Source organism: Roseobacter sp. SK209-2-6, from assembly GCF_000169455.1.
Classification (GTDB): domain Bacteria; phylum Pseudomonadota; class Alphaproteobacteria; order Rhodobacterales; family Rhodobacteraceae; genus Pseudophaeobacter.
Genome location: NZ_AAYC01000009.1, coordinates 180189 through 195722, shown reverse-complemented (window position 1 = coordinate 195722; position 15534 = coordinate 180189). Strand labels below are relative to the sequence as shown.

The window sequence follows — 15534 nt, the reverse complement described above, 5'->3', positions numbered from 1 at the left end:
TCTATTTTCAGGTCACGCTAGCGCAACCGAAACCTCTGCCGCAGGCCCAGGCCTAGGAAAAACAAAAGCGGCAGGCTGGCGACGGTTTGAAAGCCTGAGAGAACCTTCAAAACCGTGGGCAACTTCGTCAACAAGTCAAACAAAAATGTTGATCGAAAGCCAAACAGGGGAAACAAGTTAGAGAAACTGAGCGCCATCGCCGATCCCACTGGGTTGTCCATCCCACTGTCTGGGGTCAGTACGCAACAACTGTAGAAATAACCACAGAAAGCAGCAAAGCCCAAAGCCCAGAAGGCCAACAGCCACAGCACTGGCCGCAGGATGGAGTAGCCGTACTCAGAGAACAGGCCAAAGAGCAGATAGGGTAGCCGCTGCCAGATGGAGCCAATCTTGCCGGCGAAGTACATTTCGCGGCGAAAGAAGAAGTGCTCGTCTTCCGGGAGTCCCTTTTGGGCAAGGATGTGGCGGATGGTGGCGCAGCTTTCGCGAGCCTCCGCAGGATCCTGATCGGGATTGACCGGCCAATAAGCAACACTCAACAACTTAGCGTCGAGCTTAATTTCCTCCTCTCGCGGAAAGAACCTTGCTGGAAAAACGGTATTGTCGTGCATCACGGCACCAGCAAAAGTCGGATACCGCTTCCGAAACTGGGCTCTGCGGAAAGAAGTAGGTCCATGGAACAGGCAATCATCGAAACGGCTAAATACCTGCCTACTTGCTCCCGCTCCGAAAACGACTTTAACGAAGTAGGCGCTTGCGCCAAATGTAGCAGCACGAAAATCAACACCACGTTTAAAAGATGCGAAGCGAAAACTTGCAGCCTGTGCAAATGACGATAAGGAGAAATCCGCGTCATGCGCATAACTCGACAATCTGAAATTTGCAATTTCTCCAAACTGTGACCTGTAAAAGCTCACCACCCTGCCAAATTTGGAAGAAACAAATCTACACTCGCCTTCGAATCGCGCGCTAGAAAATGAAGCGTTTTGCCGGAATGAAACTGACTTAAAATCAGAAACTCCCAAAAATTGAGAGTCACAAAAAATTGCCACTTGCAAAAAATCTGACAAAGTGAAGTCAACTTCTCGAAGAAATCTTGCAGATCGGAAGTTCGCAAGGTGTGAAAATACGGTATTTGAGAACTTTGCCACCCCTACAAAATGAGACGAGCAAAAATACACACCCCTCGTAAAAAAAACATTATTGCAATACACGCCACGTTTAAAGGAAGACCCTCGGTAATCACCTAAGGACACGAAAATCGCTTGTGTCAATACTAAGGTATTGGCAAAATAAGTGTTGGAAACATTTATGCGCTCCGAACAGTTTGGCAGTTCAGGGGCAGATATCACCCCAGGGTTTCGCCTAAGAAATTCCTTTTTGAAGCGTATCTTAATCTTTGATGCCATTGCTGGCCAGGCCTCCAATTCCGACCCTTCAAATTTCAATTTTTCAATCGCTGCGGTTCTTGCCTCCTCGCTCAGCCCCTGCCCGGCCCAAGCATTCCAGGCTTTGCGGTTTTTCTCATGCAATTTCCAATCAACTTGCTCCCCCTCCTGCTCCCCATAAAGGGTCATCAGCACATACCAGGGGTTCTCATTGGCAGGGGTCAGCTTGCGCTGCGGGGTGGCAGGGGCCGGTGCTTCTGTCTCGTCACGCATCAATCAATCTCGTCATGCAAATCACCTTTGCAGCAGGCTACGGGCAATAGGGCTGCGGCTTCAACATCTAACGGAGGGCGGCACCTGGCCTCGGGTGGGGGAAGCCCCCTCCCCGTTTTGCCAGAGGCAAGCCTGCGGATTGACGTGAGTGTCGAACGCGGCCCGGCCTGCAGTCGGGTGTTGGAAATGCCTTCTTGGTGCACAAGCGAGGTACCAGGGGCCATCCGTGCCCCCCCGTTTTTCTTGCCTCTTCCGGCATTCCTGCTATACGCCGCCCATGACACAGAACCCGTCCAGCAATCCGCCAGATCTCCGCCCTGACCTCGCCCCTAAGGCCCAGTTCGGGGAGGCCCCGCGTGAGGATCAGCCGACCCTCGGCATGGTCTCCCTTGGTTGTCCAAAGGCGCTGGTGGATTCCGAGCGGATCCTGACCCGGCTGCGGGCTGAGGGCTATGGCATCTCGCCGGATTACGCGGGTGCTGATGCGGTGATCGTCAACACCTGCGGCTTCCTCGACAGTGCCAAGGCCGAAAGCCTGGACGCCATCGGCGAAGCGCTGAAGGAAAACGGCAAGGTCATCGTGACCGGCTGTCTGGGCGCCGAGCCCGACTATATCCGCGAGCATCACCCGCGCATCCATGCGGTCACCGGCCCGCATCAGTACGAACAAGTGCTGGACGCGGTGCATTCCGCAGTGCCGCCCAGCCCCAACCCTTACGTGGATCTGCTGCCCGCAGCAGGTGTGAAACTCACCCCGCGGCATTTCAGCTATCTGAAGATCTCCGAGGGTTGCAATCACAAGTGCAAGTTCTGCATCATTCCGGACATGCGCGGAAAGCTGGCGTCGCGCCCCGTCCATGCGGTTCTACGCGAGGCGGATAAGCTGGTGGATGCAGGCGTGCGAGAGCTCTTGGTGATCAGCCAGGACACCTCTGCCTATGGGCTGGACCGCAAATACTCCACCCACGATTGGAAGGGGGAGGAAGTGCGCAGCCATATCCTCGACCTCTCCCGCGAGTTGGGCAAGCTGGCGCCGGCGGATGAGCTCTGGGTGCGGCTGCACTATGTCTACCCCTACCCCCATGTGCGTGAGCTGATCCCGCTGATGGCGGACCCGGACAATGCGCTGCTGCCTTATCTGGATATCCCCTTCCAGCACGCCCACCCGGATGTGCTGCGCCGCATGGCCCGCCCCGCAGCGGCTGCCAAAACGCTGGATGAGATCAATGCCTGGCGCGACACCTGCCCCGACATCACCCTGCGCTCCACCTTCATCGTCGGCTACCCCGGCGAAACAGAGGCGGAGTTCCAGCACCTGCTGGACTGGATGGATGAGGCGCAGTTGGACCGGGTTGGCTGCTTTAAATACGAAAACGTCGATGGCGCCCGTTCAAACGATCTGCCGGACCATGTGCCGGAAGAGGTGAAGCAAGAGCGCTGGGAGCGCTTCATGGAGAAGGCGCAGGCGATTTCCGAAGCCAAGCTGGAAGCCAAGGTCGGCCAGACCATGCAAGTCATCGTGGACGACATTGACGGGGACGGCATCGCTACCTGCCGCACAAAGGCGGACGCGCCAGAGATCGACGGCAACCTGTTCATTGACGAGGGGGTTGAAGAGTTGAAACTCGGCGATATTGTCACCGTTGAGGTTGACGAGGCCGGGGAGTATGATCTTTGGGGAACACTGACAATCTAACGTTGGGCGAAAGATACTACCCAAACCATTCTCTTGAAAGAGATATAGGTATCGCCGAGTATGAGCTAGCTTCTCAACGTCTATCAAACCAAAACCAGGCATTGTCCTGGTCCACAAATGTATCTTCAATTATAGCTACGATAGTTGGGTTCGCATCCTTTAAGGTTTCTGATCACCTTGGCAAGGGAAACGACCTCCCTCTGCCTACAATCGAACTAAAATCTCTCTTCTTACTACTCATACTTTTCATTTCCTATATGGCGACGTCACACATCGCTCACTTAATAAAATCCCAGACATTCTCTGAACGAAAGATCATTGTTATTAGGCGGATGCTTGGGGTCAGCTATGGAGAGAACACATTAGTCCTCCCAAATTGGAGGATTGAAGGTGCTGACAACCCATTCTCAATTCACCTTAACCCTGGGGTTCTTTCTCACAAAGCATTCCCAGTGTGGATCGTCATTGCCTCGAATGCTGTCAGCTTACTATTCCTTGGAAGTGCACTAATCGAATACCTACAATCATTCGATCAACTCGAGTCATTTTTTGGTCCAGTGAGCATTTCGGTGCCAATCTTCGTGTGGTCAATTTTTCTTCTGTTTTCTTTTAGAAAACAACTCAACGAAGCAAATGAAAACTACCGGCTCTGGATAGCAAAATCTGCTGCCTATTTATTTTCTGTTCCACTCAATGACAACTTCGAACAAAGCATCTACCATATTAGACTAGACGTAGCAGAGATGCATCGCGTCAAAACTGACATCAATCATGCCCGAAAATTAGCTGTCGACATTGAAGATAAAGAGTTTCACTTGCACGCAGGGATAAACTGGAAAGGCATTGCACGAGCGGCGAAGAGTTTTTTCGGAAAAGGAAAAAGAAGTGGCGGAAGCTCAATCACCCAACAGTTTTGCAGATCTAATTTTATTACAAACTTAAGACCCACCCTCAGCAGAAAAATTGTTGAGATATTTCTAGCGAAGTGGATAGAAAGTATTTGGACAAAAGATGAAATTCTTGAGGCATACTTGGCCTCAGTCAGGTTCGAAAACGGCATTTACGGGGTCCATAGGGCCTATCGGCATTTTTTCCATGACACTCCCGAGACAATTTGCAGGTGGGAAGCGTTCATATTGATTGAGAGACTTGGGAATATCAGAGGGATGTTTCTAGGAAATCGCATCAGGGAAATCATGAAATCACAAATAGAAAACGGAATTATTTCCCTGGATGAAGCCGAAAGCTCGCTTAAATTCTACGAAACTTTTCTTGGCGAGCACTTTCAGGTACCTGCTGGGCAACTAACTCCCATGATGGTTCTAGAGGAGCTGAAATCTTATTCATATCCTCAAAACTAATTTTTAGTAGGTAAAACCCTTACACCTCCTCCTACACAACACGCACGGCTACTCTATGCGCAGCCCTCACGTTCTAGGCCTCGCGCAGTGCCTCCAGGGCTTCTTTGTTGGCGCAGAACTCCGGGATCTCTCCCTTCAGGTGGGCATTGGCCGCCAGCCAGAGCGCGCAGCGTTGTGCGCATCCTGCGGCCCTGCAGCGAGTCACAATAGCCGCATAATCCATCGCCGAAATCCGGTGCTCTCGCATGGCTTCGCCCAGATCGACATCTGCGGATCTCGCCAAAGCGCGCAACTGCCAGAAATGCTGGTTGAAATCGCCCATCGCGCGCGGTCCTGCCCGCGGTCCTGCCCGCTGTTCACGCATCTGCTGTTCACGCATCTGCATCATTGCTCTGCTTCCTCATTCTGCTGCTGCAGGAGCCGTAGCAATCGCGCGGCATTACAACAGCCCTCTATTGTTGCATCTTCCTGTGTTTCCTCACGCTCAACCATAGCGAGCCAGCCGCGGCAGGGTTCGACCACATCGCAGGCGCGGCAGGTTTGGACCATCTCTGCCCAGTCTTCGGAGCTGATCAGGTTGCGCGCATAGGCTTCGGACAGCTCTAGCCCCAGCGCCCGCCCCATGCGGGTGAGCAATTGCAAATGATCCTGCGGTTTTCCAAGCGGGTGCATCCCTGCGGTCATGGCGTGCTCCTTTTTTGGGGTCGAAGGGTTTTAGACTCGCTGCTCTTTCAGATAGGCCAGTAGGTCACCATTGCGGCAATAGTCCGGTGCTTGCGCCAATGCGGCATGCCGCATTGTGCTGACACATTTGCGGCACCGTTCCGGGTAGCCACAGCGGGTACAGCGCAGGACCGCTTCTGAAATCTCGTCAAATTGCAGCCGGCCAGAGATGGCCTCATCCTGCAAATCAAGGCCCAAGGCCCGGCCCATTTGATCCAGCAAGGCGGCGTGGGTTTTGAGGGTAGAGTGTTCGCGCAATTCTCCGCTCCCGTTTAAGCTGTTGTAGGACACAGCTACTCAAGAGCACCCGAAATTGCCTTGATGCAGATCAACGGGTTTTTGCGGCTAAAAATGGGGTTTTCGCAAAGTGGCGGGCTAGGATTGCGCGTGATCCAGATAGTGCCGCACGGCATCCTGGACTCTTCGAAAACGATCCCCTCCGAGTTTCTTACCCCCATACCAGCGGGTCACAACGACAAGGTGATCTTTCAGCTCTTCGCGCTCCAACATGCGCAGGATGACAATTCCAGCCCCGCTCTCACCATCGTCGGCCTTCAGGCCACCGGTCGGCAATAAGGCCGCCCAGGTATTATGCGTCGCCTTGGCATAGCTCTTGTCCCGCTTCAGCTCTGCCAGTGCCGCGTCCACCTCTGCCCGTGAGGTTACCCTAGCGCCGGTCACTGCATAGCGGGAGCCCCTGTCAGTCAAAACAACTCCGAGCTTGATCAGTGCCTGTTCCATGGGTTTCCTCATCCTTGTTTCGGCCTAGGGCACAGCCCGATTGCGCGGCTCTGACCTAGTTCAGGCCATAACGTGCAATGGTCTGGTTCACCACGCTTATACGCTCTGGATTGGCGGGATGGGTGCCCAGAAAGCGATCCCCTGGGTCAGGCAGGCGATAAAAGAACTTCACCCCGACGCTGGGCTGATACCCCGCGTGGGCAGTGATCAACGTGCCCAGCGCATCAGCCTCCAATTCGAACTCCTTGGAGTAGCTGCGCGCCCCGACGATGGCCCCCAGATCTTGTGCATTTGAAATCTCAGCTGCGGTGCCCCCTGCCAAGCCGGCCAAACCACCCAATAGGACCGCGCCAGCCACTGCATTCTGCTGCTGTCGGAACAAATGCCCCCGGATGTGATGCGCGGCCTCATGCGCCATGACAAAGGCCAGCTCATCCTGATTGGCGATCCTCACCAGAATGGACTGGGTAAAGCTGATCACCGGTCGGCCAGTTTTGTCTATGGTCTGATAGGCATTGGGCGGTGCTGAACGATCCGGATCAATGCGGATCAAAAAGTTGCAATTCCCCCCTTTGGTTCGTGATTTGCAGGTCCGTTCAGCCACCGGTTCCACCCGATTCTTGACGGTCACAAAGGCCTGACGTGCCTCAATCGGTGTGAAGCCCTGCACCGATCCCGATTGAGAGGGCTGTTGTACGGATGCTTCAGGAAGCGGATCAAGAGGCAACCCGCAGGCTGAAAGCAAGGCGAGCATGCCAATAGCAGTGCTTTTCACCAGAGACCTGTACATCTTGTTCGTTCCTCGAGTTTTTCAGCGATCATAGGCTGAGCGCAAAGCGATGTTCAATCCGGGTTTGTTGCGGAGACCTATTGAAGGCTGGTTCACACCGGCGATCTTCTCTGATCGGTTTTTTTCTCCTGGTCGGGACCCACTCTTTAACTTGTAAGTCTTTGAAAAACTCGGCACTCTGCACTTATGTTTACTATCGAGCATGAATTCGACTCCACCACTGTCACACTTGTGGATGAGGGCGAAAACCCGCTGCAAGAAGATGTCATTCTGAATGCTTTTGCAGAATGTGTGACCGTGGAGCAAATTGATCCGCGCAACGACCAGGTTCAGCGCATCACCCTATCTTACACGCAGGTCAGAGACCTAGCAGCGGCCCTGGATCTGCCTGAAGGCGTCTACAGGCTCGCTCCAGAAGATACCTCTCCTGGAGACAGCTAGACCATCTCAAACTGGTGGCAACTAGCCTGGTCTCGTCTCCAAGAATTCGTAGGCGTGCTCTTAACGTTTCGTCTTCTAAAGGTTGCGCCAATACCGTTGCCTTTCTCATAGACAAATCCAGCCGTAGCGAGATAGGTAACCCCAACCCTTTGCCCGCTACAGACAGCCGCCAATGCGCGACAAAACCTGCAGCCAGTTTCTCTCTTGAAATATCCCCGAACAATGCCGAAATAGGCGGCATTGATGTAAAGAGGTTTTACATATGAGCCAACGTAACGACGCCGCACTTGAGTTTCTGCTGACCCGGCGCTCTCGCCCATCAAAAACCCTGGTGGCCCCTGCGCCGAACCGCGAGCAACTGATGCCACTACTGACTGCTGCGGCGCGCAGCCCGGATCATGGCAAGCTGGAACCCTGGCGGTTTATCGTGCTTGAGAAATCAGCAATGCCGCGCCTATCAGAGCTGACAGCAGCTGCTGGCCAGCGGTTGGGAAAATCCCCGGAAGAAATCACCAAGGCTCGCCTGCAGTTTGATCAAGGTGAACTGGCTGTGGTGGTTGTCGAAATCCAAAAGTACAGCGCAAAGGTGCCAGCCATTGAGCAAAGCTATAGCGCTGGCGCAGTCTGCCTGGCCCTGCTCAATGCAGCACTTGCCTCTGGCTGGGGCGCAAACTGGCTCTCTGGCTGGATGAGCCACGACCCAGAGTTCTGCAAGGACGCGCTGGATCTGGCGGGAAATGAGCGTATCGCTGGCATCATTCATGTCGCCACAGAAGGCAGCAAGCCGCCAGAACGGCCGCGTCCGGATATTGACACTATTACCACTTGGATGAACGAATGATCCTCAAGGCTTTCTTTTTGGCCCTGTCCCAGATTGGAGATCCGCGTTTCCGCCGGGTTCTCTTTCTGGGAATTGGCCTCACCTTTGCGCTATTGGTTGCGGCCTATGCCGGATTTCTAATCCTGATCGAGTGGCTGACCGGGGCTCAGGTCTCTCTTCCCCTAGTAGGAGAGGTCACCTGGCTGGATGACCTCCTGTCGGTCGGGTCCTTTTTCCTCATGATTGTGCTTTCCGTCTTTCTGATGGTGCCCGTGGCATCCGCAATCACATCGATGTTTCTGGATGATGTGGCACAGGCCGTCGAGGACCGGCACTACGCGCATCTTCCGCAGGTCCCACGCATCGCCATTTGGGAAGCCTTCAAGGATACGCTGAACTTCCTTGGCGTCCTGATTGGGGCCAATGCGCTTGCTCTCATCCTCTATGTCATGTTCCCGCCGGCGGCACCGTTCATCTTTTGGGGCCTGAACGGTTTCTTGCTGGGGCGCGAATACTTCACCCTAGCTGCGGCGCGTCGCATCGGCCCCGTCGAAGCCAAGAAGCTCAGAAGGCGGCATATAGGGACCATCTGGCTTGCCGGGACTTTGATGGCGATGCCGCTTTCGCTGCCGCTGGTGAACCTGGTCATTCCCATCCTTGGGGCGGCCACCTTCACCCACCTCTATCATCAGCTCCAGGCGCGGGGCTGAATCAGGGCTTCTCAGACCGTTTGATGCGGGTGACATCCAAAGAAGTGGAAGCCGGGGCCATCCGGCCTCTGCTTCTTTTCTTTTCCAGAGCTGCGGCCTCGCGCGTTCCATGACCGTGAAACCGGAGGTCTGAAACCAATGGCAGCTGTGCCTACTCCGGATCAGGCAACCGGTCGAACCAGTCAAAGTCATTTACGGAGATTACGCCCGACAGGATGATCCCGGCAATGATCGCCCAGAGGAGTAAGGCAAGACCCGTTGTGATAAGGGCCTTCTGCTTCAGATAGTGGTTCTCTGGCGCGCCGGCATGAGTCCCCGGCACAATCTTGCCCTTGTCCCCCTGCGTTTCGACGCGGATCGGTAAGATGACCAGAAAGGTCATAAACCAAATCACCGCATATAGAACCAGACCCGAAGTGATGCCCATCACATGCTTTCCTTAGCTGATGTCCTGCACTGCGCGCTTTTCGGCAGTGCAGGCCCTAGCTAGCCTTAAACCTCTTCGAGTTCCACCAGGCAGCCGTTGAAATCTTTGGGATGCAGAAACAGAACTGGTTTGCCATGGGCGCCAATCTTTGGCTCACCAGAGCCCAGCACGCGCGCGCCTTCGGATTTCAGGTGGTCGCGCGCCGCAAGGATATCTTCAACCTCATAGCAAACATGATGAATGCCGCCCGATGGGTTCTTTTCCAGGAAGCCTTTGATCGGCGAATCCTCCCCCAAGGGGTAGAGCAGCTCGATCTTGGTATTGGGAAGTTCGATGAAAATCACCGTCACCCCATGATCGGGTTCATCCTGTGGCGCGCCGACATTGGCCCCAAGAGCATTGCGATACTGCGCAGCGGCAGCATCCAGATCAGGGACAGCGATGGCAACATGGTTCAAGCGGCCAATCATTGGGTATTCTCCTACGCAGGTTTTTAAGTGCTGGTGTTATGGACCTGTCACCCGTTACTTCGCAAGTGCGCCAATGCGCCCGTCTAAGCCTTCCTTTCGAAAAAGCCACGCCCGCGCTCACTCCCGCTTCAGCCGTTGCTCGTTTTGAACAGCGCAGTTCCGCTGTCCTTTGGGTCGAATGACAGCAGAGAAGCACCCATAGGGAGGACATGAAATCGCGGCTTCTGTCATGTTAACTTCTAATTAGCCTCAAATTCATAGCGTCATCTCAGATCCCGCAAGGAGGATGAGTTATGGACGATTCGGAACTGTTTTCAGCCGCACACCGCCTGCCAAGCGCCCGCCGACCACTGCTGGGCCTGACAGTCCTAGTTATCGAGGATAGTCGCTATGCCTGCGAGGCACTGCGCCTTCTTTGCCTGCGCAGTGGCGCGCGTATTCGCCGCGCCGACTGTTTGAAATCCGCGCGCCGTCATTTGCAGGTTTACAGTCCTTCAGTTGTGATTGCAGATGCGGGCCTCCCCGATGGCTCTGGCCTTGATCTGATCCGGGAAATGAACCAGGCCAATCAGCGCGTTCGGGTCATACTGGCCATCTCCGGAGACGAAAACCTAGAGCAAGAGGCCATGGAAGCCGGTGCCGACGGTTTCCTTGCCAAGCCCATCACCTCCCTTGCGGCCTTCCAAAATGCCATCCTGTCCAGGCTTCCAAGCGAAAACCAACCCAGTGGCCCGCGTGAGCTTAAGGATGAAACAATCGAACCGGATCCGATTGCCTTCCTTGATGATATGGCGCATGCGGCGGATGTGCTCAACGATCCCGAAGAAGGCGCCACCCTCGATTACCTCGCTCAATTCCTGAGCGGTGTCGCCAAAAGTGCGGGAGACTCCTCGCTTGCCAAAGCTGCAGCCGACCTGGCAGAGGCACGCTCCCTGGGACGTCCAGGGAAAAACTGTGCACAGATGCTCTCGGGGCTGGTGCAGGAGCGACTGGAGCGCAGGGTCGCGATTTAAGCCATGCTCGAGATCATCCTGACAACAACCGCCACACTGGCCATTGTGCTTTATATGCAAGCGCGACAGGCGGCCCGCGAAATTCGCCGCAACCGCGACAATGCGAGTGGCCAACAGCTACCAACTCTGTTGTTCCCACCGGAACACTAGCCAGGTCCCTCTGCCACGCGATGAACTGCTCTCAGATGGAGCGCCTTCTCCACGGTCTCTTCCACCAAGCGACCCGCGCGACATGCCCTTGTGCAGGCTGGGTTTTGCACGCTCTAGGCCGCAACAGCGGCTAAGAAGCCAAACAAACAAGTTCCAACCAGCGCGTTTCAAAAGCATACATGTGTTTTGCAAAAGTAGTGCCCGCATACGGTTTCTACCAGCAGCGCGCAGGTGCTCTTCTCAAACCAAACATCAAGACAGCAACCACAAAAAAGGGCCACCTAATGGCAGCCCCTTTAACAACGTTCTTTTATTGCAGAACTACTGATCTTGTGGAATGACGCGCAGTCCCAGTTCCATCAATTGTTCAGACATTGGTTCCGACGGGGCTGACATCATCAAGTCTTCAGCGCGCTGGTTCATCGGGAACATGATGACTTCACGAATATTGGCTTCATCCGCCAAGAGCATCACCATGCGGTCGATACCGGCCGCGCAGCCACCGTGTGGCGGGGCACCATATTGGAAAGCATTGACCATGCCGCCAAAGCGCTTCTCGACCTCTTCCTTGCCATAGCCGGCGATCTCGAAGGCTTTGAACATGATTTCCGGCTTGTGGTTCCGGATCGCGCCCGAGACCAGCTCATAACCGTTACAGGCCAGATCGTACTGGTAACCTTTGACGGCCAGCGGATCGGTGAGCAACGCGTCCATGCCACCCTGAGGCATCGAGAAGGGGTTGTGCTCAAAGTCGATCTTGCCGGTTTCTTCGTCCTTTTCGTAGATCGGGAAGTCCACGATCCAGCAAAAGGCAAAGCGATCCTTGTCAACCAGGCCCAGCTCTTCGCCGATGACGGTACGGGCCCGACCTGCAACGCTTTCAAAGGCTTTTGGCTTGCCACCCAGGAAGAAGACCGCATCGCCCACATCCAGGCCAAGCTGCTGACGAATGGCCTCTGTACGCTCTGGACCAATGTTCTTGGCCACCGGGCCGGCCGCTTCGTCGCCAAGGGTAATTTCGCCGGATTTGATCAGCGCGTTGACTTCTTTGACCGAGATGCCACGCTCCTGCGCGATGCTGTCTGCCGATTGCTTGCGCCAGAAGATGTAGCCCATGCCCGGCAGGCCCTCGCCCTGGGCAAATTTGTTCATGCGGTCGCAGAACTTGCGCGAACCACCGGTCGGCGCAGGAATGGCGCGCACCTCAGTGCCTTCGTTTTCCAAGAGGCTGGCAAAGATTGCAAATCCGGAGCCGCGGAAATGCTCGGAGCAGTCCTGCATCTTGATCGGGTTTCGGAGGTCAGGCTTATCGGTGCCATACCATTTGGCCGCATCCTTGTAGGAGATCTGCGGCCATTCGCTATCGACCTTGCGCCCTTTGCCAAATTCTTCAAACACGCCCTGCATCACCGGCTGAATGGTGTCAAAGACATCCTGCTGGGTGACAAAGGACATCTCCAGGTCCAGCTGGTAGAAGTCAGTGGGCGAGCGATCGGCGCGTGGGTCTTCATCGCGGAAGCAGGGTGCGATCTGGAAATACTTGTCAAAGCCGGAAACCATCATCAGCTGTTTGAACTGCTGTGGTGCCTGCGGCAACGCATAGAATTTACCCGGGTGCAGGCGCGAGGGAACCAGGAAGTCACGCGCTCCTTCAGGGCTGGAGGCCGTGATGATCGGGGTTTGGTATTCGTTGAATCCTTTGTCCCACATGCGCTTGCGGATCGACTGGATCATATTGGCGCGCAGCACCATGTTGCGCTGCATCTTTTCACGGCGCAGGTCCAGGTAGCGGTAGCGCAGGCGGGTTTCTTCTGGGTATTCCTGCTCACCAAAGACCATCAGCGGCAGCTCTTCCGCCTTGCCCAGGACTTCAAGATCCCGAATGAAAACCTCGACCTCACCTGTGGGGATCGCATTGTTTACGAGGCTTTCATCCCGCGCCAGCACATTGCCTTCGATTTTGATGCACCATTCCGAGCGGACCTTTTCCAGCTCGGCAAAGACCGGGCTGTCTGGGTCGGCCATGACTTGGGTCACGCCATAGTGGTCCCGCAGGTCGATAAACAGCAGGCCACCGTGGTCGCGGACACGATGGACCCAACCGGACAGGCGGACGGTTTCGCCGACGTTGGATTTGTTCAGTTCTGCGCAGGTATGGCTGCGGTAGGCGTGCATGGCTCGGCCTTTCGTTAAGCGGATCACTGGCCCCCAGAGGGCCGTCGTAGTCTATAGGCGCGATGGCGCGCTCAAATTCGTCCGGGCTGGTACACAAGGTTGCAACGCGCTTGTCAAGCAAACAGGGCCAATTCCAGCTATTCCAGCAAGTGTTTTCATCACTTCCCGGGCTTCTGCAGAACTCTCCCGCCCCTTCTGCACCTATCGCTGATGCGATAGGGTTTGAAGCCTTGGGCCTGGCGCCCGGCCGAGGGCCGGGCGCGGATGGCGCCTGATCGCAGCCGCAGCGCGCCGTAAGGCGCGCTGCCGGGCCCAAGGGCAAACCGGGTTTGGCGTTAGTCAAACAGGGTTTGTGCGCGGGAGCTACCGCTCTTCTTTGTACCCTACGTCTTCTTTCAGAAATGCAGCTCCGACGGGATTTCTCCACGCAGTGAATTGCCAAGTGAAATTCCACGCGCTTGCCGCAAATCCTGTTTAGTCACCACCTGCTCCACCAGTTCCCCCTGATCCAAAAGGCATTGCCGCAAAACACCAGGCAACAGGCCCGATGTTAGCGGAGGCGTCACCCGCTGGCCGTTTTGCAGGGTCACAAAGAGGTTTGTGATCGTCCCTTCACAGACTTCATCCCTTTCGTTGAGAAACAACAGCTCATCCACGCCCAGCGGAAGACTGGCGCGTACCTGATCATAGAGCCCGCGTTTAGTGGTCTTGTGCCTCAGCCATGGGTCATCCGATCTGACCCTTTGTTTCGCAAGCGAAACATTCCAGCGCCGGGACGCTGGAGCAAGCGGAGCAGTCGTAAGCCCAACCTCGCCATTCGCTGCGAGGGTCAAACGGCAACGCAGATCCACCGCACTCTGCACGTCCCGCAGAACTTCCGCCGTGGCGTCACGATCAAGGGCGATGCCAAAGAACTGGGCAGAGCGTTCAAGCCGCCGCAAATGCCGGTCAAGATTTAAAATCCCGCTATCAACGCGATAGCCAAAAGTTTCGATCAGGCGGAAAGCGGGATCGTTCTGGAGGGCGTCACGCGGGCAAAACGGGCTTTCCATAGGGCTTCCTCATATTCTGACTCCGCAGTGCTGTCCCAGACCACACCACCACCCACATTGAGTGTCGCACGACCTTCTTCCAGCATCAGCGTGCGGATCGCCACATTGAACTCAGACGCGCCATCCGGCGCTGCCCAGCCGATGGTGCCGCAATAGATATCGCGCGCCCAGGGCTCCAGCCCGGCCAGGACCTCCATCGAACGGATCTTCGGGGCTCCGGTGATGGACCCGCAGGGAAAGAGCGCCGCGAATATCTCCGCCAGCCCCACATCGGGGCGCAGTTTCGCACGCACCAAAGAGACCATCTGATGCACAGTCGCATAGCTCTCGACCGCAAAGAGCTCTGGCACATGTACGGACCCGGTCTGGGCCACGCGAGAAATGTCATTGCGCAGGAGATCCACAATCATCAGGTTCTCGGCGCGGTTCTTTTCGTCCTGGCGCAGGAAATCACGGCGCCGGGCATCCTCGACCGGATCTTCACTGCGTGGCTGGGTGCCCTTCATCGGGCGGGTCTCGATCGTACCCTGTGCATCGGTGCGGAAGAACAGCTCTGGCGAGCGTGACAGAAGGTCGGGCAAACCGTCCTGCTCAACCAGCACGCCGTGGCCCACCGCCTGCTTGGCCTGCAGTGCGGCATAGAGCTCCTCTGGCGAGCCATAGGCCACTGCATCTATCGGGAAGGTCAGGTTGGCCTGATAGATGTCGCCCTTGCCGATGTTGCGGTTCACTTCGGCGAAAGCCTCGGCGTAGCGTTCATAGCTCCAGCGTGGGCTGATACCTTCCAACCCTGCCTCGCCCGCCGCTAGGCTGGGAGAGGTCTGGCCAACATCTGCAAATGAAGGCTCAGGCTTGTCATAAACTCCAAAACAGATCAGCGGCAGGCGCCGCTCCTGGGGCATCAGCGCCGCCAGCTTGGGCTCCAGCGCATAGCCCAATTCATAGGATGCATAACCCGCAAGCCAGTTCCCACCAGCGCGCGCGGCATCCATGGCCGCCAGGGCCGCAGGCACCTCTTCGGGGCGATCCGCACGGATCACCTCTTGAGGCTTGGCAAACCCCATGGCCTTCCCATCCGGCCCGCGGTCAAAGCGGATACGCACCCGGCTGCTCCTGTCTGAATGGTTTCGCGTTTCTCCTGTAAACCTATATCCGTTCGCATAGCGAACAACAGCCCCAAAAGCGGCAAATCGATGCTCAGCTCCGATCCCTCTTGCACCTTTTCGATCACTCCCTATAACGCAGGACAATTTGGGCGCTTGCCGCTGCCCGACTCGCCACATCGCCCAACGCACCGCCCTGCG

At 55.8% G+C, this 15534-nt stretch carries 18 protein-coding genes; 7 read left to right on the top strand and 11 right to left on the bottom strand.

Annotated features, from left to right (window positions below; genetic code table 11):
• Positions 1–17: 17 nt before the first annotated feature.
• The gene (locus tag RSK20926_RS22545; RefSeq protein WP_008207918.1) at positions 18–1661 is read right to left on the bottom strand and encodes a pentapeptide repeat-containing protein; all 1644 of its coding nucleotides are present in this window, start codon (positions 1659–1661) and stop codon (positions 18–20) included.
• Positions 1662–1938: 277 nt separating this feature from the next.
• Between RSK20926_RS22545 and rimO the strand changes: the two genes are divergently transcribed.
• Both rimO and RSK20926_RS14840 read left to right on the top strand, forming a co-directional pair.
• A complete protein-coding gene (gene rimO / locus RSK20926_RS14845; protein ID WP_008207916.1) occupies positions 1939–3357 on the top strand; it encodes a 30S ribosomal protein S12 methylthiotransferase RimO in 1419 nt (472 codons plus the stop codon).
• A complete protein-coding gene (locus RSK20926_RS14840; protein ID WP_157133138.1) occupies positions 3336–4718 on the top strand; it encodes a biosynthetic peptidoglycan transglycosylase in 1383 nt (460 codons plus the stop codon). Before rimO ends, RSK20926_RS14840 begins: the two co-directional genes overlap by 22 nt.
• A gap of 73 nt (positions 4719–4791) precedes the next feature.
• Here RSK20926_RS14840 and RSK20926_RS14835 read toward each other — a convergent pair whose 3' ends face one another.
• The 5 genes from RSK20926_RS14835 to RSK20926_RS14815 all read right to left on the bottom strand — a co-directional run bounded on the left by RSK20926_RS14835 (position 4792) and on the right by RSK20926_RS14815 (position 6972).
• The gene (locus RSK20926_RS14835; protein ID WP_008207911.1) at positions 4792–5106 is read right to left on the bottom strand and encodes a DUF6455 family protein; all 315 of its coding nucleotides are present in this window, start codon (positions 5104–5106) and stop codon (positions 4792–4794) included.
• Entirely contained in the window at positions 5103–5402 is a 300-nt protein-coding gene (locus tag RSK20926_RS14830) for a DUF6455 family protein (RefSeq protein WP_008207908.1), read from the bottom strand. Before RSK20926_RS14830 ends, RSK20926_RS14835 begins: the two co-directional genes overlap by 4 nt.
• A 30-nt stretch (positions 5403–5432) precedes the next feature.
• Positions 5433–5699 (bottom strand): DUF6455 family protein, encoded by a 267-nt coding sequence (locus tag RSK20926_RS14825; RefSeq protein ID WP_008207907.1) that lies wholly within the window; start codon positions 5697–5699, stop codon positions 5433–5435.
• A gap of 117 nt (positions 5700–5816) precedes the next feature.
• A complete protein-coding gene (locus tag RSK20926_RS14820; RefSeq protein WP_008207905.1) occupies positions 5817–6182 on the bottom strand; it encodes a YigZ family protein in 366 nt (121 codons plus the stop codon).
• A 55-nt stretch (positions 6183–6237) separates the two neighbouring features.
• Positions 6238–6972: a M48 family metalloprotease gene (locus RSK20926_RS14815; RefSeq protein ID WP_008207904.1), complete on the bottom strand. Its 735-nt coding sequence runs from the start codon at positions 6970–6972 to the stop codon at positions 6238–6240.
• Between the two features lie 186 nt (positions 6973–7158).
• Between RSK20926_RS14815 and RSK20926_RS14810 the strand changes: the two genes are divergently transcribed.
• The 3 genes from RSK20926_RS14810 to RSK20926_RS14800 all read left to right on the top strand — a co-directional run bounded on the left by RSK20926_RS14810 (position 7159) and on the right by RSK20926_RS14800 (position 8943).
• A complete protein-coding gene (locus RSK20926_RS14810) occupies positions 7159–7413 on the top strand; it encodes a hypothetical protein (RefSeq protein WP_008207902.1) in 255 nt (84 codons plus the stop codon).
• A 262-nt stretch (positions 7414–7675) separates the two neighbouring features.
• The gene (locus RSK20926_RS14805; RefSeq protein WP_008207900.1) at positions 7676–8254 is read left to right on the top strand and encodes a nitroreductase family protein; all 579 of its coding nucleotides are present in this window, start codon (positions 7676–7678) and stop codon (positions 8252–8254) included.
• On the top strand, positions 8251–8943 hold the full coding sequence (locus tag RSK20926_RS14800; RefSeq protein WP_008207898.1) for an EI24 domain-containing protein: 693 nt from the start codon (positions 8251–8253) through the stop codon (positions 8941–8943). The genes RSK20926_RS14805 and RSK20926_RS14800 overlap by 4 nt, the downstream gene beginning before the upstream one ends.
• 151 nt (positions 8944–9094) lie before the next feature.
• Here RSK20926_RS14800 and RSK20926_RS14795 read toward each other — a convergent pair whose 3' ends face one another.
• Entirely contained in the window at positions 9095–9370 is a 276-nt protein-coding gene (locus RSK20926_RS14795; protein WP_008207896.1) for a DUF1467 family protein, read from the bottom strand.
• Positions 9371–9435: 65 nt separating this feature from the next.
• Positions 9436–9840 (bottom strand): methylmalonyl-CoA epimerase, encoded by a 405-nt coding sequence (gene mce / locus RSK20926_RS14790; protein ID WP_008207894.1) that lies wholly within the window; start codon positions 9838–9840, stop codon positions 9436–9438.
• Between the two features lie 293 nt (positions 9841–10133).
• Between mce and RSK20926_RS14785 the strand changes: the two genes are divergently transcribed.
• Both RSK20926_RS14785 and RSK20926_RS23045 read left to right on the top strand, forming a co-directional pair.
• Positions 10134–10853, top strand: coding sequence for a response regulator (locus tag RSK20926_RS14785; RefSeq protein ID WP_008207892.1), 720 nt, complete (start codon positions 10134–10136; stop codon positions 10851–10853).
• 3 nt (positions 10854–10856) lie between these two features.
• Entirely contained in the window at positions 10857–11003 is a 147-nt protein-coding gene (locus RSK20926_RS23045; RefSeq protein WP_008207890.1) for a hypothetical protein, read from the top strand.
• A gap of 321 nt (positions 11004–11324) precedes the next feature.
• On the opposite strand, the gene aspS is transcribed toward RSK20926_RS23045, so the two are convergent.
• The 3 genes from aspS to RSK20926_RS14770 all read right to left on the bottom strand — a co-directional run bounded on the left by aspS (position 11325) and on the right by RSK20926_RS14770 (position 15333).
• Positions 11325–13178 (bottom strand): aspartate--tRNA ligase, encoded by a 1854-nt coding sequence (gene aspS, locus RSK20926_RS14780; protein WP_008207889.1) that lies wholly within the window; start codon positions 13176–13178, stop codon positions 11325–11327.
• Between the two features lie 395 nt (positions 13179–13573).
• Entirely contained in the window at positions 13574–14230 is a 657-nt protein-coding gene (locus RSK20926_RS14775) for an aminotransferase class IV family protein (RefSeq protein ID WP_037255297.1), read from the bottom strand.
• Entirely contained in the window at positions 14173–15333 is a 1161-nt protein-coding gene (locus RSK20926_RS14770) for an aminodeoxychorismate synthase component I (RefSeq protein ID WP_037255262.1), read from the bottom strand. The genes RSK20926_RS14775 and RSK20926_RS14770 overlap by 58 nt, the downstream gene beginning before the upstream one ends.
• Between the last annotated feature and the right edge of the window lie 201 nt (positions 15334–15534).

Excerpts from the sequence above, each read along its gene's own strand:
- RSK20926_RS22545 (WP_008207918.1), bottom strand. The coding sequence starts at position 1,661 with ATGCGTGACGAGACAGAAGCACCGGCCCCTGCCACCCCGCAGCGCAAG.
- rimO (WP_008207916.1), top strand. The coding sequence starts at position 1,939 with ATGACACAGAACCCGTCCAGCAATCCGCCAGATCTCCGCCCTGACCTC.
- RSK20926_RS14835 (WP_008207911.1), bottom strand. The coding sequence starts at position 5,106 with ATGATGCAGATGCGTGAACAGCAGATGCGTGAACAGCGGGCAGGACCG.
- RSK20926_RS14830 (WP_008207908.1), bottom strand. The coding sequence starts at position 5,402 with ATGACCGCAGGGATGCACCCGCTTGGAAAACCGCAGGATCATTTGCAA.
- RSK20926_RS14820 (WP_008207905.1), bottom strand. The coding sequence starts at position 6,182 with ATGGAACAGGCACTGATCAAGCTCGGAGTTGTTTTGACTGACAGGGGC.
- RSK20926_RS14815 (WP_008207904.1), bottom strand. The coding sequence starts at position 6,972 with ATGTACAGGTCTCTGGTGAAAAGCACTGCTATTGGCATGCTCGCCTTG.
- RSK20926_RS14810 (WP_008207902.1), top strand. The coding sequence starts at position 7,159 with ATGTTTACTATCGAGCATGAATTCGACTCCACCACTGTCACACTTGTG.
- RSK20926_RS14805 (WP_008207900.1), top strand. The coding sequence starts at position 7,676 with ATGAGCCAACGTAACGACGCCGCACTTGAGTTTCTGCTGACCCGGCGC.
- RSK20926_RS14800 (WP_008207898.1), top strand. The coding sequence starts at position 8,251 with ATGATCCTCAAGGCTTTCTTTTTGGCCCTGTCCCAGATTGGAGATCCG.
- RSK20926_RS14795 (WP_008207896.1), bottom strand. The coding sequence starts at position 9,370 with ATGGGCATCACTTCGGGTCTGGTTCTATATGCGGTGATTTGGTTTATG.
- mce (WP_008207894.1), bottom strand. The coding sequence starts at position 9,840 with ATGATTGGCCGCTTGAACCATGTTGCCATCGCTGTCCCTGATCTGGAT.
- RSK20926_RS14785 (WP_008207892.1), top strand. The coding sequence starts at position 10,134 with ATGGACGATTCGGAACTGTTTTCAGCCGCACACCGCCTGCCAAGCGCC.
- RSK20926_RS23045 (WP_008207890.1), top strand. The coding sequence starts at position 10,857 with ATGCTCGAGATCATCCTGACAACAACCGCCACACTGGCCATTGTGCTT.
- aspS (WP_008207889.1), bottom strand. The coding sequence starts at position 13,178 with ATGCACGCCTACCGCAGCCATACCTGCGCAGAACTGAACAAATCCAAC.
- RSK20926_RS14775 (WP_037255297.1), bottom strand. The coding sequence starts at position 14,230 with ATGGAAAGCCCGTTTTGCCCGCGTGACGCCCTCCAGAACGATCCCGCT.